The sequence below is a fragment of the Alkalicoccus daliensis genome (assembly GCF_900103955.1).
GTDB classification, from domain to species: Bacteria; Bacillota; Bacilli; order Bacillales; family Salisediminibacteriaceae; genus Alkalicoccus; species Alkalicoccus daliensis.
On the sequence record NZ_FNIL01000013.1, the window covers coordinates 44,731 to 60,024 of the forward strand.

Annotated in this window: 13 protein-coding genes and 1 riboswitch; of the genes, 12 read left to right on the forward strand and 1 reads right to left on the reverse strand. The window is 42.8% G+C overall.

What is annotated here, in order from left to right; genetic code table 11:
* The first annotated feature begins 8 nt into the window (after positions 1-8).
* The 6 genes from BLP92_RS15425 to BLP92_RS15450 all read left to right on the forward strand — a co-directional run bounded on the left by BLP92_RS15425 (position 9) and on the right by BLP92_RS15450 (position 6,114).
* Positions 9-1,787: an acyl-CoA dehydrogenase family protein gene (locus BLP92_RS15425; RefSeq protein WP_090843852.1), complete on the forward strand. Its 1,779-nt coding sequence runs from the start codon at positions 9-11 to the stop codon at positions 1,785-1,787.
* Positions 1,788-2,016: 229 nt separating this feature from the next.
* Positions 2,017-2,373: an arsenate reductase family protein gene (locus BLP92_RS15430; protein WP_090843853.1), complete on the forward strand. Its 357-nt coding sequence runs from the start codon at positions 2,017-2,019 to the stop codon at positions 2,371-2,373.
* A 125-nt stretch (positions 2,374-2,498) separates the two neighbouring features.
* Entirely contained in the window at positions 2,499-2,882 is a 384-nt protein-coding gene (gene gcvH, locus BLP92_RS15435) for a glycine cleavage system protein GcvH (protein WP_090843854.1), read from the forward strand.
* Between the two features lie 264 nt (positions 2,883-3,146).
* Positions 3,147-3,253, forward strand: a riboswitch (SAM riboswitch).
* A 123-nt stretch (positions 3,254-3,376) separates the two neighbouring features.
* Entirely contained in the window at positions 3,377-4,420 is a 1,044-nt protein-coding gene (locus tag BLP92_RS15440) for a methionine ABC transporter ATP-binding protein (RefSeq protein ID WP_425284452.1), read from the forward strand.
* A 46-nt stretch (positions 4,421-4,466) separates the two neighbouring features.
* Complete coding sequence (locus BLP92_RS15445; RefSeq protein ID WP_090843894.1) at positions 4,467-5,096, forward strand: methionine ABC transporter permease; 630 nt, start codon at positions 4,467-4,469, stop codon at positions 5,094-5,096.
* Positions 5,097-5,118: 22 nt separating this feature from the next.
* The gene (locus BLP92_RS15450; protein ID WP_090843856.1) at positions 5,119-6,114 is read left to right on the forward strand and encodes a MetQ/NlpA family ABC transporter substrate-binding protein; all 996 of its coding nucleotides are present in this window, start codon (positions 5,119-5,121) and stop codon (positions 6,112-6,114) included.
* Positions 6,115-6,151: 37 nt separating this feature from the next.
* On the opposite strand, the gene asnB is transcribed toward BLP92_RS15450, so the two are convergent.
* Complete coding sequence (gene asnB, locus BLP92_RS15455; protein ID WP_090843857.1) at positions 6,152-8,035, reverse strand: asparagine synthase (glutamine-hydrolyzing); 1,884 nt, start codon at positions 8,033-8,035, stop codon at positions 6,152-6,154.
* A gap of 1,017 nt (positions 8,036-9,052) precedes the next feature.
* Between asnB and BLP92_RS18095 the strand changes: the two genes are divergently transcribed.
* The 6 genes from BLP92_RS18095 (at position 9,053) to sufB (ending at position 15,243) form a co-directional block, all read left to right on the forward strand.
* Positions 9,053-9,196 (forward strand): YuzK family famiily protein, encoded by a 144-nt coding sequence (locus BLP92_RS18095; RefSeq protein WP_175444327.1) that lies wholly within the window; start codon positions 9,053-9,055, stop codon positions 9,194-9,196.
* Between the two features lie 738 nt (positions 9,197-9,934).
* On the forward strand, positions 9,935-10,717 hold the full coding sequence (sufC, locus tag BLP92_RS15460) for a Fe-S cluster assembly ATPase SufC (protein WP_090843858.1): 783 nt from the start codon (positions 9,935-9,937) through the stop codon (positions 10,715-10,717).
* Positions 10,718-10,738: 21 nt separating this feature from the next.
* On the forward strand, positions 10,739-12,046 hold the full coding sequence (gene sufD, locus BLP92_RS15465; RefSeq protein ID WP_090843859.1) for a Fe-S cluster assembly protein SufD: 1,308 nt from the start codon (positions 10,739-10,741) through the stop codon (positions 12,044-12,046).
* Positions 12,047-13,276 carry a cysteine desulfurase gene (locus BLP92_RS15470; protein ID WP_090843860.1) on the forward strand — a complete coding sequence of 410 codons (1,230 nt, stop codon included), beginning with the start codon at positions 12,047-12,049 and terminating at the stop codon, positions 13,274-13,276. It abuts the gene before it with no gap.
* Complete coding sequence (sufU, locus tag BLP92_RS15475) at positions 13,263-13,709, forward strand: Fe-S cluster assembly sulfur transfer protein SufU (protein ID WP_090843861.1); 447 nt, start codon at positions 13,263-13,265, stop codon at positions 13,707-13,709. The genes BLP92_RS15470 and sufU overlap by 14 nt, the downstream gene beginning before the upstream one ends.
* Positions 13,710-13,845: 136 nt before the next feature.
* Positions 13,846-15,243 carry a Fe-S cluster assembly protein SufB gene (sufB, locus tag BLP92_RS15480; protein WP_090843862.1) on the forward strand — a complete coding sequence of 466 codons (1,398 nt, stop codon included), beginning with the start codon at positions 13,846-13,848 and terminating at the stop codon, positions 15,241-15,243.
* Positions 15,244-15,294 lie beyond the last annotated feature (51 nt).

Sequence of the window (15,294 nt, forward strand, 5' to 3'; positions counted from 1 at the left end):
GATGCACTATGGCAACTTCAGAAAAAGTAAAAGGCGGCGGGTTTCTGTTAGAAACGCAGTCAGCAGAAGATGTTTTCACACCAGAGGATTTTACGGACGAGCATAAAATGATTGCAAAAACGACAGAGGATTTTGTAAAAGGTAAAGTGGTACCGGAAATTGAACATATTGAAAACCACGAATTTGATCGATCTGTCCGTCTTTTAAAGCAAGCAGGGGAGCTGGGTCTTCTTGGAGCCGATGTACCGGAAGAATTTGGCGGCATCGGACTGGATAAAATCAGTTCTTCTCTTATTACAGAAAAATTTGCACTTGCAGGTTCTTTCTCATTAACACAGGGTGCGCACGTAGGCATCGGATCACTGCCAATCGTGTTTTTCGGTAACCAGGAACAGAAAGAAAAGTATCTTCCTGGACTGGCAAGCGGAGAGCAGATTGCTGCATATGCGCTTACTGAGCCTACTTCCGGGTCGGATGCACTGAGTGCAAAAACTACTGCGAAGCTGACAGAAGACGGCTCCCACTATGTGCTGACTGGTGAAAAGCAGTGGATTACAAATGCCGGTTTTGCAGATGTATTCGTAGTGTATGCAAAAGTGGACGGCGAACATTTCTCTGCTTTCATTGTAGAGCGGGAGTATGAAGGCGTTTCTGTCGGACCGGAAGAAAAGAAAATGGGAATTAAAGGTTCCTCTACACGTACGCTGATTTTAGATGAAGCCAAAGTACCGAAGGAGAACCTGCTTGGAGAAGTAGGAAAGGGTCACCTGATTGCATTTAATATTTTAAACTTCGGCCGTTATAAGCTTGGCGTGGGCTGTATTGGCGGAGCGAAGAGAGCAATTGAACTTGCTTCCAAATATGCGAACGAGCGCAAGCAGTTCAAACTTCCAATTTCCAAATTTACTTTGATCCAAAAGAAGCTTGCTGAAATGGCAGCAAAAACATACGCCATGGAAACAACGATCTACCGTACTGGCGGGATGATTGACCAGGCGTTTGAAGCACTTTCAGAAGATGAGAAAAAAGATCCTTCTGCCATCGGCAAAGCCATTGGTGAATATGCGATCGAATGCTCGCTGAATAAATTCTTCGGCTCTGAAGTGCTTGATTTCGCAGTCGATGAAGCAGTGCAAATCCACGGCGGCTATGGTTTTATGGCGGAATACGAAGTGGAAACTATGTACCGCAACTCGCGCATTAACAGAATTTTCGAAGGAACAAACGAAATTAATAGAATGCTTGTACCAGCAACGATCATGCGTAAAGCAATGAAAGGTGAACTGCCTCTGCTGGAGCAGGCAGCAGGACTCCAGGAAGAGCTTATGATGATGATGCCGGAAGAAGTCGGTGACGAGACGCTGGAGCAGGAGAAGTATCTTCTTGCGAATGCAAAGAAAATCTTCCTGATGATCGCTGGAACTGCCGCACAGAAATACGGTGAAAAGCTTTCGAAAGAGCAGGAACTACTTGCAAACGTAGCTGATATTGTGAATGAAGTATTCAATATTGAATCTATGATTCTTCGTACTGAAAAAGCAATTGCGAAAGAAGGCGAAGAGAAAAATGCGCAGAAGATCCTGATGACAGAAGTGTATTCCCAGGAAGCTTTCAATCATATTGAAGCAATTGCAAAGGAATCACTTGTCACACTTGAAGAAGGCGACAGCTTACGTACGATGCTTTCTATTCTGAAAAAGCTGACCCGCCACACGCCGATTGACCTTATCCAGAAAAAGCGTGAACTTGCAAAAAAAGTCATTGAAGAAGAGCGTTACGTCGTTTAATTTGTTATCCAATTTAGGACAGTTCCCTGTCCTAAAGAAACTATATATTTCTTTCTGATAGCAGGAAGAACATTCTCTCTTAGGAAAATCCGGATTTCTCGTCTCCCCACGAGTATCCGGATTTTCCGCTGTCCGCCGCCTGGAAGGATCTCTATAATTCATCAGACAACACGTGCTTTCTTCTGGGCAGTCAGCTACAATAGAAATGAATAATAGAAGGAGGTATATCATGACAGTTACTTTTTATCACTATCCAAAATGCAGTACCTGCCAGAAAGCAAAGAAATGGCTTGAGACTAACGGGATTGATTTTAACGAAATACATATAGTAGAGTCTCCGCCGGCAAAAGAAGAGCTTCGTTCGATGTATGAAGCGAGCGGTCTTCCACTCAAGAAATTTTTTAACACGAGCGGGAAAAAATACCGGGAACTTGGTCTGAAAGACAAAGTAAGTACAGCTTCCGAAGATGAATTACTGGAGCTTCTTTCTTCCGATGGCATGCTGATTAAACGTCCGCTTGCAACAGATGGAAAGACGGTGACAGTTGGTTTTAAAGAAGAAGCCTACGAATCAGCGTGGAAATAATCCAGTAGTTGTTGCAGGGATGAAGCCCCTTGTATTATAGTGGAGAAGACAGCATTATGACTGCCTGATACATAGCATTGGCAGCGGTCGTTATGACCTAATTTTTTGATGGAGGGATTCTTACAATGAGCTTACCAAAAGATTACAAGTATTCTGAAGAACATGAATGGGTGAAAGATGAAGATGGTAAGGTACGTATTGGTATTACTGACTTTGCCCAGTCAGAACTTGGAGATATCGTTTTCGTTGAACTTCCTGAAGTAGGAGACGAGCTTGAAGCAGATGAGCCGTTCGGCAGCGTGGAATCTGTAAAAACAGTATCTGAGCTTTATGCACCAATCAGCGGAAAAGTTGTTGAAATCAACGAAGAACTCGAAGATTCACCTGAACTTGTAAACGAATCACCTCATGATCGTGCATGGATGATCGTAATTGATCCTTCCAACCCGGAAGAAATGGATGAATTAATGGATGCAGATGCATATCAGGAAATGATCGAAGAAGATTAATGAAAACCGAACCGTTTCATCAGATAATTTCTGGTGAAGCGGCTTTTTTTGCACAGTTAACTTTCATATAGGAACTTTACTTCAGCCTCCAGATTATTTAAACTTCGTTTTTTAGAGAATCTTATGATTAGCTGACGAGAGTAATGCATAGAAAATTGTAAACGCTTCCTGGTTTCCGTTGTTAATTTGCTTAATATATTTCTGTTGACAACGGATTTGGACAGTGATAATATCCATATCAGACGAAAAAAAGAACTGCATATCTTCTTATCACGAGAGGTGGAGGGACTGGCCCTATGAAACCCGGCAACCACTAAGCTGCTGCTTAGAAGGTGCCAAATCCTGCGGAATTTATTTCCGGCAGATGAGGAGAAAGACTTTATTTATAGAGCCTTTCTGCTTATCAGTAAAGCAGGAGGGCTTTTTCTTTTTCCATTAATACTTTCGTGCGTTAAAGGGACTAAAGTGATATGATTAATTAGTTTTCGTCAAGGATGAAAGGAGAACTCCTGTTGATTACGCTCTCAAAAATAGCTAAAGTGTTTAACACAAAAGATGGTGAAGTAAAAGCTGTCGATAATATTGATTTGACGATTGATAAAGGAGAAATATTCGGTGTGATCGGCTACAGCGGAGCAGGGAAAAGTACACTGATCCGGCTGCTGAATATGCTCGAGGCACCTACTTCCGGAACAGTAGAAGTTGCAGGAAAGTCGATGCACACCCTATCCAGGCAGAAGCTTAGAGCTGCCCGGCAGGAAATCGGCATGATTTTTCAGCACTTTAATCTGCTCTGGTCACGCACGGTAGCTGAAAACATTGCTTTTCCTTTAGAAATTAAAGGAGTCAGCAAAACTGAACAGAAAGAGCGGGTAAATGAACTTATTAAGCTTGTAGGCCTTGAAGGCCGCGGGGGGTCTTATCCTTCCCAGCTCAGCGGTGGCCAAAAGCAGCGTGTCGGTATAGCACGTGCGCTGGCAAATAATCCACAGGTGCTGCTATGCGATGAAGCAACATCCGCTCTGGATCCTAAAACGACGGACTCTATTCTGGATCTGCTGGTCGACATTAACAAAAAACTTGGATTAACTATCGTGCTGATAACGCACGAAATGCACGTGATCCGAAAAATCTGCCATCGGGTAGCAGTGATGGAAAGCGGAAAAATCGTGGAGCAGGGAGATGTGCTTGATATTTTCCGGCGTCCAAAGCAGGAAATGACGAAAGAATTTGTAAAGCAGGTAACAGAGCCTGAAGAAACAGAGGAAGCATTGAAGCATCTGCTGGATAAGGAAGGCATCGGTCATGTCCTGCAGCTGACTTTCGTAGGCGGCGATACTCAGAGACCTCTGATTACAGATATCGTCCGAAAGTTTGATGTAAACATCAGTATTCTCCAAGGGAAAATTTCGCAGACACAGCATGGTTCCTACGGCTCTTTATTTATTAGTTTGAGCGGAGAAGAAAAGCTGATTACAGATGTTGTCGACTATATAAAGTCGCAGCAGGTGGAAGTCGAGGTGATTCACAGTGCTTAACACGATCCTTGCTTCTGCAGTATTCGGTGATGTAAACTGGGCCAATATGTGGGAAGCAACTGTAGAAACTCTCTACATGTCTCTGGTAGCATTAATATTTACATTTTTCTTTGGAATTATTCTGGGGCTTCTTTTATACCTTACTGATAAGAAGCAGATCTGGGAAAATAAAGCTGCACACTTCATTATAGGTGCGTATGTTAATATTTTCAGGTCCATTCCCTTTATTATCTTAATCGTTCTGCTTGTTCCATTTACACGGACACTGGTAGGAACAATGTTAGGTCCTTCCGCAGCACTGCCTGCGTTAATTATAGGTGCAGCACCATTTTACGCACGAATGGTGGAAATTGCTCTCCGTGAAATAGATAAGGGAGTAATTGAAGCCTCTAAAGCAATGGGCGCTTCGAATGGACAAATCATCAGTAAAGTACTGCTTCCAGAATCCATGCCGGCACTGGTATCAGGTATTACCGTGACAGCCATCGCCCTCGTAAGCTACACAGCTATGGCGGGAGTGATCGGCGCTGGTGGACTGGGGGACCTTGCTTTCCGGGACGGATTTCAGCGGAACAATCCGGAAATCACCTTTACAGCAACTGTGATCGTTCTCATCATCGTCTTTATACTTCAGTTTATCGGCGATATGGTTACGAATAGATTAGACAAGAGATAACTACAAACAGGAGGAATTTATCATGAAGAAAACTTTACAACTGGCAGGTATCAGCGCATTATCCGTTGCTTTTCTAGCAGCATGTGGAGATAACAGCGAAAACAATACTACAGAAATTAATAACGGTGGAAATAACGCCGCTGAAAATAATGTAGATGTAAATGAATCAGACGCAGGTACTGATATTGGAAATAACGCAGCAGATGTAGAAGAAAATAATAACGGCGCAGAAGAAAACAACAACGCTGCGGAAGAAAATAATGAAGCCGCTACAGAAGATTTTGAAACACTCGTGGTAGGAGCTTCCAACGTGCCGCACGCAGAAATTCTTGAATTTGCAACGCCTTTACTGGAAGAAGAAGGGGTAGAACTTGAAATCGTTACTTTCAACGATTATATCCTTCCGAACCAGGCTCTTGATGAAGGAGAACTGGATGCAAACTATTTCCAGCATGTTCCTTATTTTGAATCACAGATTGAAGAATTTGACTATGATTTCGCAAACAAAGGCGGTATTCATATTGAGCCTATCGGTATTTATTCTCAGGATTATGATTCCCTGGAGGATCTTCCGGAAGGTGCAGATATTATCATGAGCAGCTCAGTTGCAGACCACGGCCGTATTCTTATGATGCTGGAAGAACAGGGGTTAATTACTCTTGAAGATGGCGTTGGTATTGAAGCGACAATTGAAGATATTGCTGAAAATCCTAATGACTTTAATTTCCAGGATAATGTAGAAGCAGCACTTCTTCCTACTGCTTACGAAAATAATGAAGCAGATGCAGTGCTTATCAATTCAAACTACGCACTGGATGCAGGTTTAAATCCGATGGAAGATTCTATCGCAATTGAGTCAGCCGATGGAGACAACCCATATGCAAACATCATTGCAGTAAACAGCGAAGATGAAGATGATCCTCGTACAGATATTCTTGTAGAAGTACTTCTATCAGATGAGGTACAGGAGTTTATTGAAGAAGAATATGACGGTGCAGTTGTACCAGTACAAGATTAATAAAGAAAGCTCCGCATCCGCGGAGCTTTTTTCTTTATTAAGAGATGAGGGGTGTTTCAGCTGTTCCGGTAGATAAAGGAGTTATTGCATTTTCAATATACATAATATGCCATTTTGCCAGTACATAGAGTGTCCAGATCTTTCTGGCATGATCTGCTTTTCCATTTTGATGTTCTCTCACTAATTTTTCCGCATAGCCCACCTGGATATATTCTGAGATTCCGCTTGATGCTATTACTGAGAGACACATATCTCCCCTTTTACCTCGCAGCCACTGCTTTAATGGTACAGGAAAACCAAGTTTCGCTCTGTGCAGTACGTGGTCCGGTACGATGCCCTCCATTGCTTCTCTGAAAATTTTCTTTGTAGTATGGCTGTTCACTTTAAGAGAAGTAGGAATTGTTCTTGCAGTTTCGAACACACTGGTATCCAGAAAAGGGACTCTTAATTCAATAGAATGCGCCATAGACATTTTATCCCCTTTTGCTAGTATATTTCCTGGAAGCCAAAGGTTCATATCAAGATGCTGCATTTTAGTAACTTCATCCTGCTCCTGTACTTCCTGATAGTAATTACCTGCCCATTCGAATGCAGACATAAGCCCGCTGTCGTTTTTTTCACGCTGAAGATATTCGAGTGCAGGGCCTGTAAAGATTTTCGCATTCCCTATAAACCTGCTCTCCAGGGGAGTGAAACCGCGCATAAGAAAATTTTTCCCGTAAAACGCAGGGGCGTGGGAAACGAAATCGAGAGCTTTCCTTTTAAGGGAAGGAGATAATTTCCGGAAATACCTTAATGCCTGCGGCTCCTGATAAATTCTGTAGCCTCCAAAAAGCTCATCTGCTCCTTCGCCGGAAAGGACTACTTTTACATGCTGGGAAGCCAATTCTGAAACGATAAATAAAGGAACTGCAGAAGGGTCTGCTACAGGATCATCCTGGTGCCAGATCACTTTGTCTACTGTATCGAAATATGCTTCTTCTGTAATCATCTGCTCATGATGCTCCGTATCAAGCATCCGGGCAGTTACTCTGGCGACCTCACATTCGTTCTGGCCGCCTTCAAAGCCTACTGAAAATGTTTTTAAATTACCATGCTTTCTCATCATCGCTGTAATTGCTGTGGAATCAATGCCGCTGGAAAGGAAGCTGCCAATAGGCACATCACTCTGCATATGCAGTTTTACAGATTCCTCCAGCTTTTCTTTAATAGTAGTCCGAAGTATTTCCCTATCCTGCTTTTCTGGTGAAAATGAAGGCTCCCAGTATTTTTTGATATTAATTTGGGATCCTTTCACTATCATACAGTGTCCGGGCGGGAGCTTGGACACTCCTTTTACCATCGTTGCTGGTTCAGGAACATACTGAAAAGAAAGGTAATACATTAAACTTTGTGGATCCAGTGATTTGCCTTCAGGCATTAATGTGACAATACTCTTTAATTCAGAAGAACAGATGATTTTCTCTTCATCAGCCCAGTAATAAAAAGGTTTAATGCCGAATGGATCTCTGGCTGCAAACATAATATCTTTTTCAATATCATAAAGAACAAAAGAAAACATGCCCCGCAGGTAAGAGGTACAGTCTGTACCGTACTCTTCATAAAGGTGCAGAATCGTTTCTGCGTCTCCGTTAGTTTTGAATTTGTGCCCTTTTGCTTTTAGTTCTTCACGGAGCTGCAGGTAGTTGTAAATCTCCCCGTTGCAGATAAGCGCCAATGTTCCATCTTCGTTCGTCAGCGGCTGCCTGGCATGTGCTACATCCAGAATAGAAAGTCTCCGGAAACCGAGCCCGACATCTCCGTGAATCCAGGTGTTCTCATCATCCGGACCTCTATGTATCATCTGGTTGCCCATTGCTACTAATTGACAGTGTGTAACAGCAGTATTTTGAAACATTTTGATTGCATTGATTCCGCACATAATTTTTTCTCCTTTAAGTTTTATAAAAAAAAGATTTTAATGAACGAAAGAAACAAACTAAGGGGATAAGATTTTAAAAAAGGCTACCTTGAAAATAAAAGTTCCGCTAAAAAGAAGTAATACTGCTGCTTCACTTTCGGAGCGGCTTACCCAAGGGCTTGTTCTCGACTAATTTTGACGGAAAGAACGTCCGCCAAAATGGATTCTCCAACTGCGCTCATCCTTTGGGTGTCCTCTCCTTCGTTCCACAGCAGTATTAATTTTCATACTTCATGGTGCAAAAATTTTGCATGAGTGTCTCTGTTAAAGTCTGATGTTGATATAAGAACATTACGCTTGCGGCTCCTTTTTCTGCGCTTGCCGCGGAGAAATCCTTCAGCTATCCCTTCCTTTCGTCCGGCATGATCTTCACGCTTTCTTTTTCTGCAGGCGTCTTCACCGCCTTGTCTTTATTTTGTTGATAGAAAAGCTTGTAATAAAAACAATCTTTTCTTTTGTTTCGCAAAGGGAAGAACGGAGCGGAAACCGGCGGACGCCTTTGTAGAGAGTGAGCACTGCTCCACTCGACCAGCAGGCACCTTCACCAAAAACGTGAAGATGCCTTTAAGATCATTTGGTCGGCTGCGCAAATGCTTTCGGCGGTAAAAGTGCATACCGCCTGTGGAAGAACGAGCTGGGAAGATCCCACAGCGCAGCGAAGTTTTCTCCTATTAACAATGAGTATTAACAGAGCTTTAAAAAAGAACATACAGTTTTTAACAAGAAAAATATATCATGGAAAGACAGCATTTGGTAGCATAAAAGAGCATTTTACACAAATAATATAGGAAGAGTAAGTGAGTGTATTACAAAGGGGAATATATTCAATTGTCAGAAAATATGACCAACTCTGCGCATTGGTTCACAAACTTGCGGATGCTAAAATAAGATTTATCCGATTCCGAAAGAAACGGATCAAAAAATTTGGAAGGATCGTGATTTATTATCCATCAGATCGATACGAAACAGACTACTGATATGGAAAAAGCTATGCATTCCAATCACGGAATGGGATATGGGGAGTACAACAGTAAGCTCGAGAACCGTCTGCAGGTGGAAGTAAGCCGGCAGAAGGATTACGAACAAAGTCAGAAAATCGTACAACAGTTTATGCATGGATAAATAGTCATACCCGGCAGCCCCCAGCGGCTGCCGTTTTTTTATGGATAAAATACACGCTGTTAGTATTCTGTACTTTTATCAATGTAGAATGGAGACCATCCTGCAGAAAAATGCACCATGTCCTGCTAACTGCAATACGTGGTGAAGAGCCATGGTGATTTTAAAATAAGAATTGTCGGAAATACTTTCTTCACCTGTAAAGAACTACTATAATATAGAAGGGATATGAACTGGGAGTTTCATTAAAAAAGCATGCGAAGAAACGAAAGACAGACTCAACAGTAAATTTAATCAAAAGCAGGGGGGGAGAAAAGTAATATTGAATCTGTTTTTCTATTAAATGAAGAGCTTTCTGGAAAAATTGCTTTAAAGAAGAAGGGCAATTATTTTCCATAGGGTTCTGTTCTTTAAACAATCGGGATGTAAATAAGATTCATTCTCAATTAAAATAAAAAAGAAGCATCCATTGAGAATAGATGCTTGAGAATTTTTATAGGATATTCCGGTGTTATTTAGTGATATAATCAACAGCCGCATGGTTCGATAGAGAAATGTTGTATTTCCCTTGAACTCAGTTTATATTTACGATAAGATTAGAATGAGAATAATTTGAGAATAAATCGAAGGTTTTATGTTATGATATATAAAGTGGTTTAAATGCGTGGAAACGCGTATTGGCACGTTTATTATCATAACATGTTTATAAACTAACTTTCAAAAAATATGGAGGTATATTTCATGACTAAACCAAGCTTGAGCGTAAAAGATCTTCACGTATCTATTGAGGATAAAGAAATTCTGAAAGGATTCGGAATCGATGTAAAGGGTGGAGAGATCCACGCGATTATGGGACCAAACGGTACAGGTAAGTCTACACTCGCATCTGCTCTTATGGGACACCCGAATTATGAGGTTACAAGCGGAGAAGCTACTTTTAACGGCGAAGATTTATTTGAGATGGAAGTAGACGAGCGTGCCCGTGCAGGACTATTTCTTGCAATGCAGTATCCAAGTGAAGTATCCGGCGTGACTAATGCTGACTTTATCCGTTCTGCGATGAATGCAGACCGTGATGAAGATGACCAGGTTTCCCTTATGCAGTTCATCCGAAAAATTGATGACAAAATGTCTACACTTGAAATAGATCAGTCTTTCCAGCACCGTTATTTAAACGAAGGTTTCTCCGGTGGTGAGAAAAAGCGTAACGAAATTTTACAGCTGTTAATGCTTGAGCCGAAGATTGCGATTCTTGATGAAATCGACTCCGGTCTGGACATTGACGCACTTAAAGTAGTGGCAAAAGGAATTAACGAGATGCGCAGCGATGATTTTGGCTGCATGATCATTACGCACTACCAGCGTTTATTAAATTACATTGAGCCTGACTTTGTTCACGTAATGATGCAGGGTAAGATTGTTAAATCCGGCGGACCTGAGCTTGCGAAAAAGCTGGAGGAAAAAGGTTACGAGTGGATCAAGGAAGAATTAGGAATTGAAGACGAAAGAGTAGGGCAGGAATAAGCTGCAGGAGGAGGATATAACATGACGACAGAATTGACGTTTCCAGTAAACGAACAACAGCTTCAAAGTTTTTCGAAAGATCGTCAGGAGCCTCAGTGGTTTACCGACCAGCGCCTGGCTGCTCTTGATAAAGCAGGAAAGCTTGAGCTTCCAAAGCCGGATAAGACGAAAATTACGAAATGGAATTTCAGTTCTTATTCGTATGATGCAAACGCAGAAGCGAGCTCTTCCTATGCAGAACTTTCTGATGCTGTCCGCACCCTTGTAGGCGGAGAAAGCAAAATTGAAAATCTGCTGACACAGAAAAACGGCCGTACAAACTACACTGCTGTGCAGGAAGAGCTGACAAATCAGGGAGTTATTTTTACTGATATGCAGACAGCACTGCAGGAACATGGAGATCTTGTACAGAAATATTTCATGCAGGATGCTGTTTCGGTGGATGAGCACAGTCTTACTGCTGCGCACGCAGCGCTGCTGAACGGGGGTGTTTTCATCTATGTCCCTCAAAATGTAGAAGTGAAAGCGCCGCTTCAGGCAATTTTTGCGCACGAAGGCAGCTTTGGCTTATATAATCATGTATTGATCGTTGCAGAAGCAAACAGTTCCCTGACTTATATCGAGAACTATCTCAGCGAAGGTTCATCGAATGAGGCTGTAGCGAACGTTATTGCAGAAGTATACGTGGCAGACGGCGCAAAAGTGAATTATGGTGCTGTAGATAATTTTGCAGATTCTGTTACAACTTACGTAAACCGCCGCGGCCAGGTGAACGGCACGGACGCAGAACTTTACTGGGCGCTTGGATTAATGAACGATGGCAATACGGTTTCTGAAAACACTACCTATCTGCACGGGAGAGGTTCCCGCGGAGATACAAAAAGTGTAACGATCGGAAGAGGTACACAGACTTCCAATTTTACGACGAATATGATTCATTTCGGTAAAGATACCGATGGACAGATTTTAAAGCATGGAGTTATGAAAGAACAGGCTACCTCTATCTTTAATGGCATTTCCAAAATTGAACACGGCGCTACAAAAGCAAATGGGGAGCAGACTGAGCGTGTACTCATGCTGAGCGAGAAAGCGCGAGGGGACGCAAACCCAATTCTTCTTATTGAGGAAGATGATGTAACTGCCGGACACGCAGCTTCTGTCGGTAAAATTGATCCGCTGCAGATGTTCTATCTGATGTCGCGCGGCCTTTCGCGAAAAGAAGCAGAGCGCTTAATCATTCACGGTTTCCTTGAGCCGGTCGTAGGAGCACTTGCTATCGATTCTGTTAAAGAGCAGATGTATGATGTAATCGAAAGGAAAGTGTACTAAATGAACGTACAGGACGTTCGACGACAGTTTCCGATTTTGGACCAGGACGTCAACGGCCAGCCGCTGGTTTACTTGGACAGCGCTGCAACTTCGCAGAAGCCGAAGCAGGTAATTGAAGCACTAGAGGATTATTACAACCGTTATAATTCAAATGTGCATCGAGGCGTCCACACACTTGGATCTATGGCTACAGATGGCTATGAAGGAGCCCGTGAAAAGGTTCGTAAATTCATTGGTGCTTCCAGCATGGAGGAAATTGTGTTCCTTCGCGGTACTACGACAGCTATTAACCTTGTAGCGGGAAGTTACGGAAGAGCGAATGTAGGCCCTGGAGATGAAATTGTAATTACCCCGATGGAACATCACAGTAATATTATTCCTTGGCAGCAGCTTGCAAAAGCCACAGGCGCCACACTTACGTATATTCCACTGCAGCCTGATGGCAGCCTTGATTTGGAAGATGTCCGCAATGCTATTACGGAAAAAGCAAAAATCGTTTCTGTAATGCAGGTTTCCAATGTACTTGGAACTATTAATCCTATCAAGGAAATTGCGGAAATCGCACATGAAAACGGTGCTGTTATGGTGGTGGACGGCGCACAGTCAGTTCCCCACATGAAAGTGGACGTACAGGATCTTGATGCTGATTTCTTCGCTTTTTCCGGGCACAAAATGTGTGGGCCAACTGGAATTGGAGTGCTCTATGGAAAGAAGCATTTGCTGAATGCAATGGAGCCTATTGAATTCGGCGGTGAAATGATTGATTTTGTAGGACTTCAGGATTCTACCTGGAAAGACCTTCCGTGGAAATTCGAAGGCGGCACGCCGATTATTGCTGGAGCAATAGGACTTGGTGCAGCAATTGATTTTCTCGAAGAAATCGGTCTGGATAACATTGAAGCGCATGAAAAACGGCTTGCGCAGTACGCGATGGAAAAACTGAGTAAGATAGATGGCGTGACGGTTTATGGTCCTGGACCGAACGATAGAGCCGGAATAGTTACCTTTAATGCGGATGATGTACATCCACATGATTTAGCCACTGTACTGGATTCTGATGGTGTAGCAGTAAGGGCAGGACATCATTGTGCCCAGCCGCTGATGAAATGGCTGGAAGTTACAGCAACTGCCCGCGCAAGCTTCTACCTCTATAATACTGAAGAAGATGTCGACAAATTTGTTGACTCGCTTCATAAAGCAAAGGAGTATTTTGGAGATGTCTTTGGGTAATAATCTAGACACACTTTATCGTCAGGTGATCATGGACCATTATAAAAATCCTCGTAATCGTGGAGAACTTGAAGGAGATACCCTGAAAGTGAATATGAACAACCCGACATGCGGGGATCGTATTCAATTGCAGATGAGAGTGGAGGACAACAAAATCGCTGATGCCAAATTCAACGGTGAAGGTTGTTCGATCAGTCTGTCATCCGCTTCTATGATGACGCAGTCTGTAAAAGGACTTCCGGTGGAGGATGCACTCCGGATGTCGGCGCTCTTCTCGGACATGATGCTCGGAAAAGAAATTGATCCTGCCGGGCTCGACTTAGGAGATATTGAAGCACTGCAGGGAGTTACAAAATTCCCGGCCCGCATCAAATGCGCAACGCTTGCGTGGAAAGCAATGGAACAGGGACTGCATGAAGAAGAGCAGGCTTAGTCCATTCTTTGTCAATCGAGGCTGAATGATGTAGAATGTAATTATAAGTTGCAACACAATATGACGCTTGTCGTTCATGTCAATATAGAGCAGCAGGGAGCGCAGGCTCCGTAAGATTTAGAAGGAGGGTTTCACCATGGCTAAGAAAATGCCTGAAATGGAAGAGTACCAATATGGTTTCTCAGATAAAGATGTTTCGATTTTCCGTTCGAAAAAAGGTCTGACTGAAGAAATCGTACGAGAAATTTCCAGAATGAAAGAAGAGCCGCAGTGGATGCTTGATTTCCGCCTGAAGGCTTTAAAGCAATTTTATAAAATGCCGATGCCTCAGTGGGGCGGCGATATTTCTGATCTTGATTTTGATGAAATCACTTATTATGTGAAGCCGTCAGAGCGTTCTGAAACTTCATGGGATGAAGTGCCGGAAGAAATTAAAAACACATTTGATAAGCTTGGTATTCCTGAAGCAGAGCAGAAATATCTTGCTGGTGTTTCCGCACAGTATGAGTCTGAAGTAGTTTATCACAGCATGAAGACGGAACTTGAAGAGCAGGGGATCGTATTTAAAGATACGGATACGGCACTTCGCGAGAATGAAGATCTCTTCCGAGAGCATTTCGGAAAAGTAATTCCTCCAGCGGATAACAAATTCGCAGCATTAAACTCTGCAGTATGGTCCGGCGGATCATTCATTTATGTTCCAAAAGGAGTGAAGACGGACAGCCCGCTGCAGGCGTACTTCCGTATTAACTCTGAAAACATGGGACAGTTTGAACGTACCCTGATCATTGCAGATGAAGACAGCTCTGTACACTATGTAGAAGGTTGTACAGCACCAGTTTATACAACCAACTCTCTTCACAGTGCGGTAGTTGAAATCATTGTTAAAAAAGATGCTTACTGCCGTTATACAACGATTCAGAACTGGGCTCCAAACGTATTTAACCTGGTAACGAAGCGTGCAGTGGCAGAAGAAAATGCGACAATGGAATGGGTCGATGGAAATATCGGTTCTAAGCTTACAATGAAATACCCGGCTGTAGTTATGAAAGGCCGCGGTGCACGAGGAAACGTTCTTTCCATTGCAATTGCAGGAAAAGGACAGCACCAGGATGCAGGCGCAAAAATGACGCACCTCGCACCTGACTGCTCTTCATCCATCGTGTCGAAATCAATTTCCAAGCATGGCGGAAAAGTAACGTACCGTGGTATTGTTCACTTCGGCCGCAGATCTGAACGCTCGCGTTCCAACATTGAGTGTGACACACTTATTATGGATAACGAGTCTACTTCAGATACAATTCCGTACAATGAAATCCTTAACAACAACATTTCTCTGGAACACGAAGCGACAGTTTCGAAAGTTTCAGAAGAGCAGCTTTTCTATCTGATGAGCCGTGGTGTTTCCGAGCAGGAAGCAACAGAAATGATTGTTATGGGCTTCATTGAGCCATTCACAAAAGAACTTCCGATGGAGTATGCGGTAGAAATGAACCGCCTTATCAAGTTCGAAATGGAAGGTTCTATCGGTTAATTTATATGAATTCATGGAGCGGACTTGCTTAACAGCGGGTTCGCTCTTTCT

Coding starts and splice junctions, on each gene's coding strand:
- sufC (WP_090843858.1), top strand. CDS start 9,935: ATGACTAAACCAAGCTTGAGCGTAAAAGATCTTCACGTATCTATTGAG.
- asnB (WP_090843857.1), bottom strand. CDS start 8,035: ATGTGCGGAATCAATGCAATCAAAATGTTTCAAAATACTGCTGTTACA.
- BLP92_RS15445 (WP_090843894.1), top strand. CDS start 4,467: ATGTGGGAAGCAACTGTAGAAACTCTCTACATGTCTCTGGTAGCATTA.
- BLP92_RS15470 (WP_090843860.1), top strand. CDS start 12,047: ATGAACGTACAGGACGTTCGACGACAGTTTCCGATTTTGGACCAGGAC.
- BLP92_RS15425 (WP_090843852.1), top strand. CDS start 9: ATGGCAACTTCAGAAAAAGTAAAAGGCGGCGGGTTTCTGTTAGAAACG.
- BLP92_RS18095 (WP_175444327.1), top strand. CDS start 9,053: ATGGAAAAAGCTATGCATTCCAATCACGGAATGGGATATGGGGAGTAC.
- BLP92_RS15450 (WP_090843856.1), top strand. CDS start 5,119: ATGAAGAAAACTTTACAACTGGCAGGTATCAGCGCATTATCCGTTGCT.
- gcvH (WP_090843854.1), top strand. CDS start 2,499: ATGAGCTTACCAAAAGATTACAAGTATTCTGAAGAACATGAATGGGTG.
- BLP92_RS15430 (WP_090843853.1), top strand. CDS start 2,017: ATGACAGTTACTTTTTATCACTATCCAAAATGCAGTACCTGCCAGAAA.
- sufU (WP_090843861.1), top strand. CDS start 13,263: ATGTCTTTGGGTAATAATCTAGACACACTTTATCGTCAGGTGATCATG.
- BLP92_RS15440 (WP_425284452.1), top strand. CDS start 3,377: ATGAAAGGAGAACTCCTGTTGATTACGCTCTCAAAAATAGCTAAAGTG.
- sufB (WP_090843862.1), top strand. CDS start 13,846: ATGGCTAAGAAAATGCCTGAAATGGAAGAGTACCAATATGGTTTCTCA.
- sufD (WP_090843859.1), top strand. CDS start 10,739: ATGACGACAGAATTGACGTTTCCAGTAAACGAACAACAGCTTCAAAGT.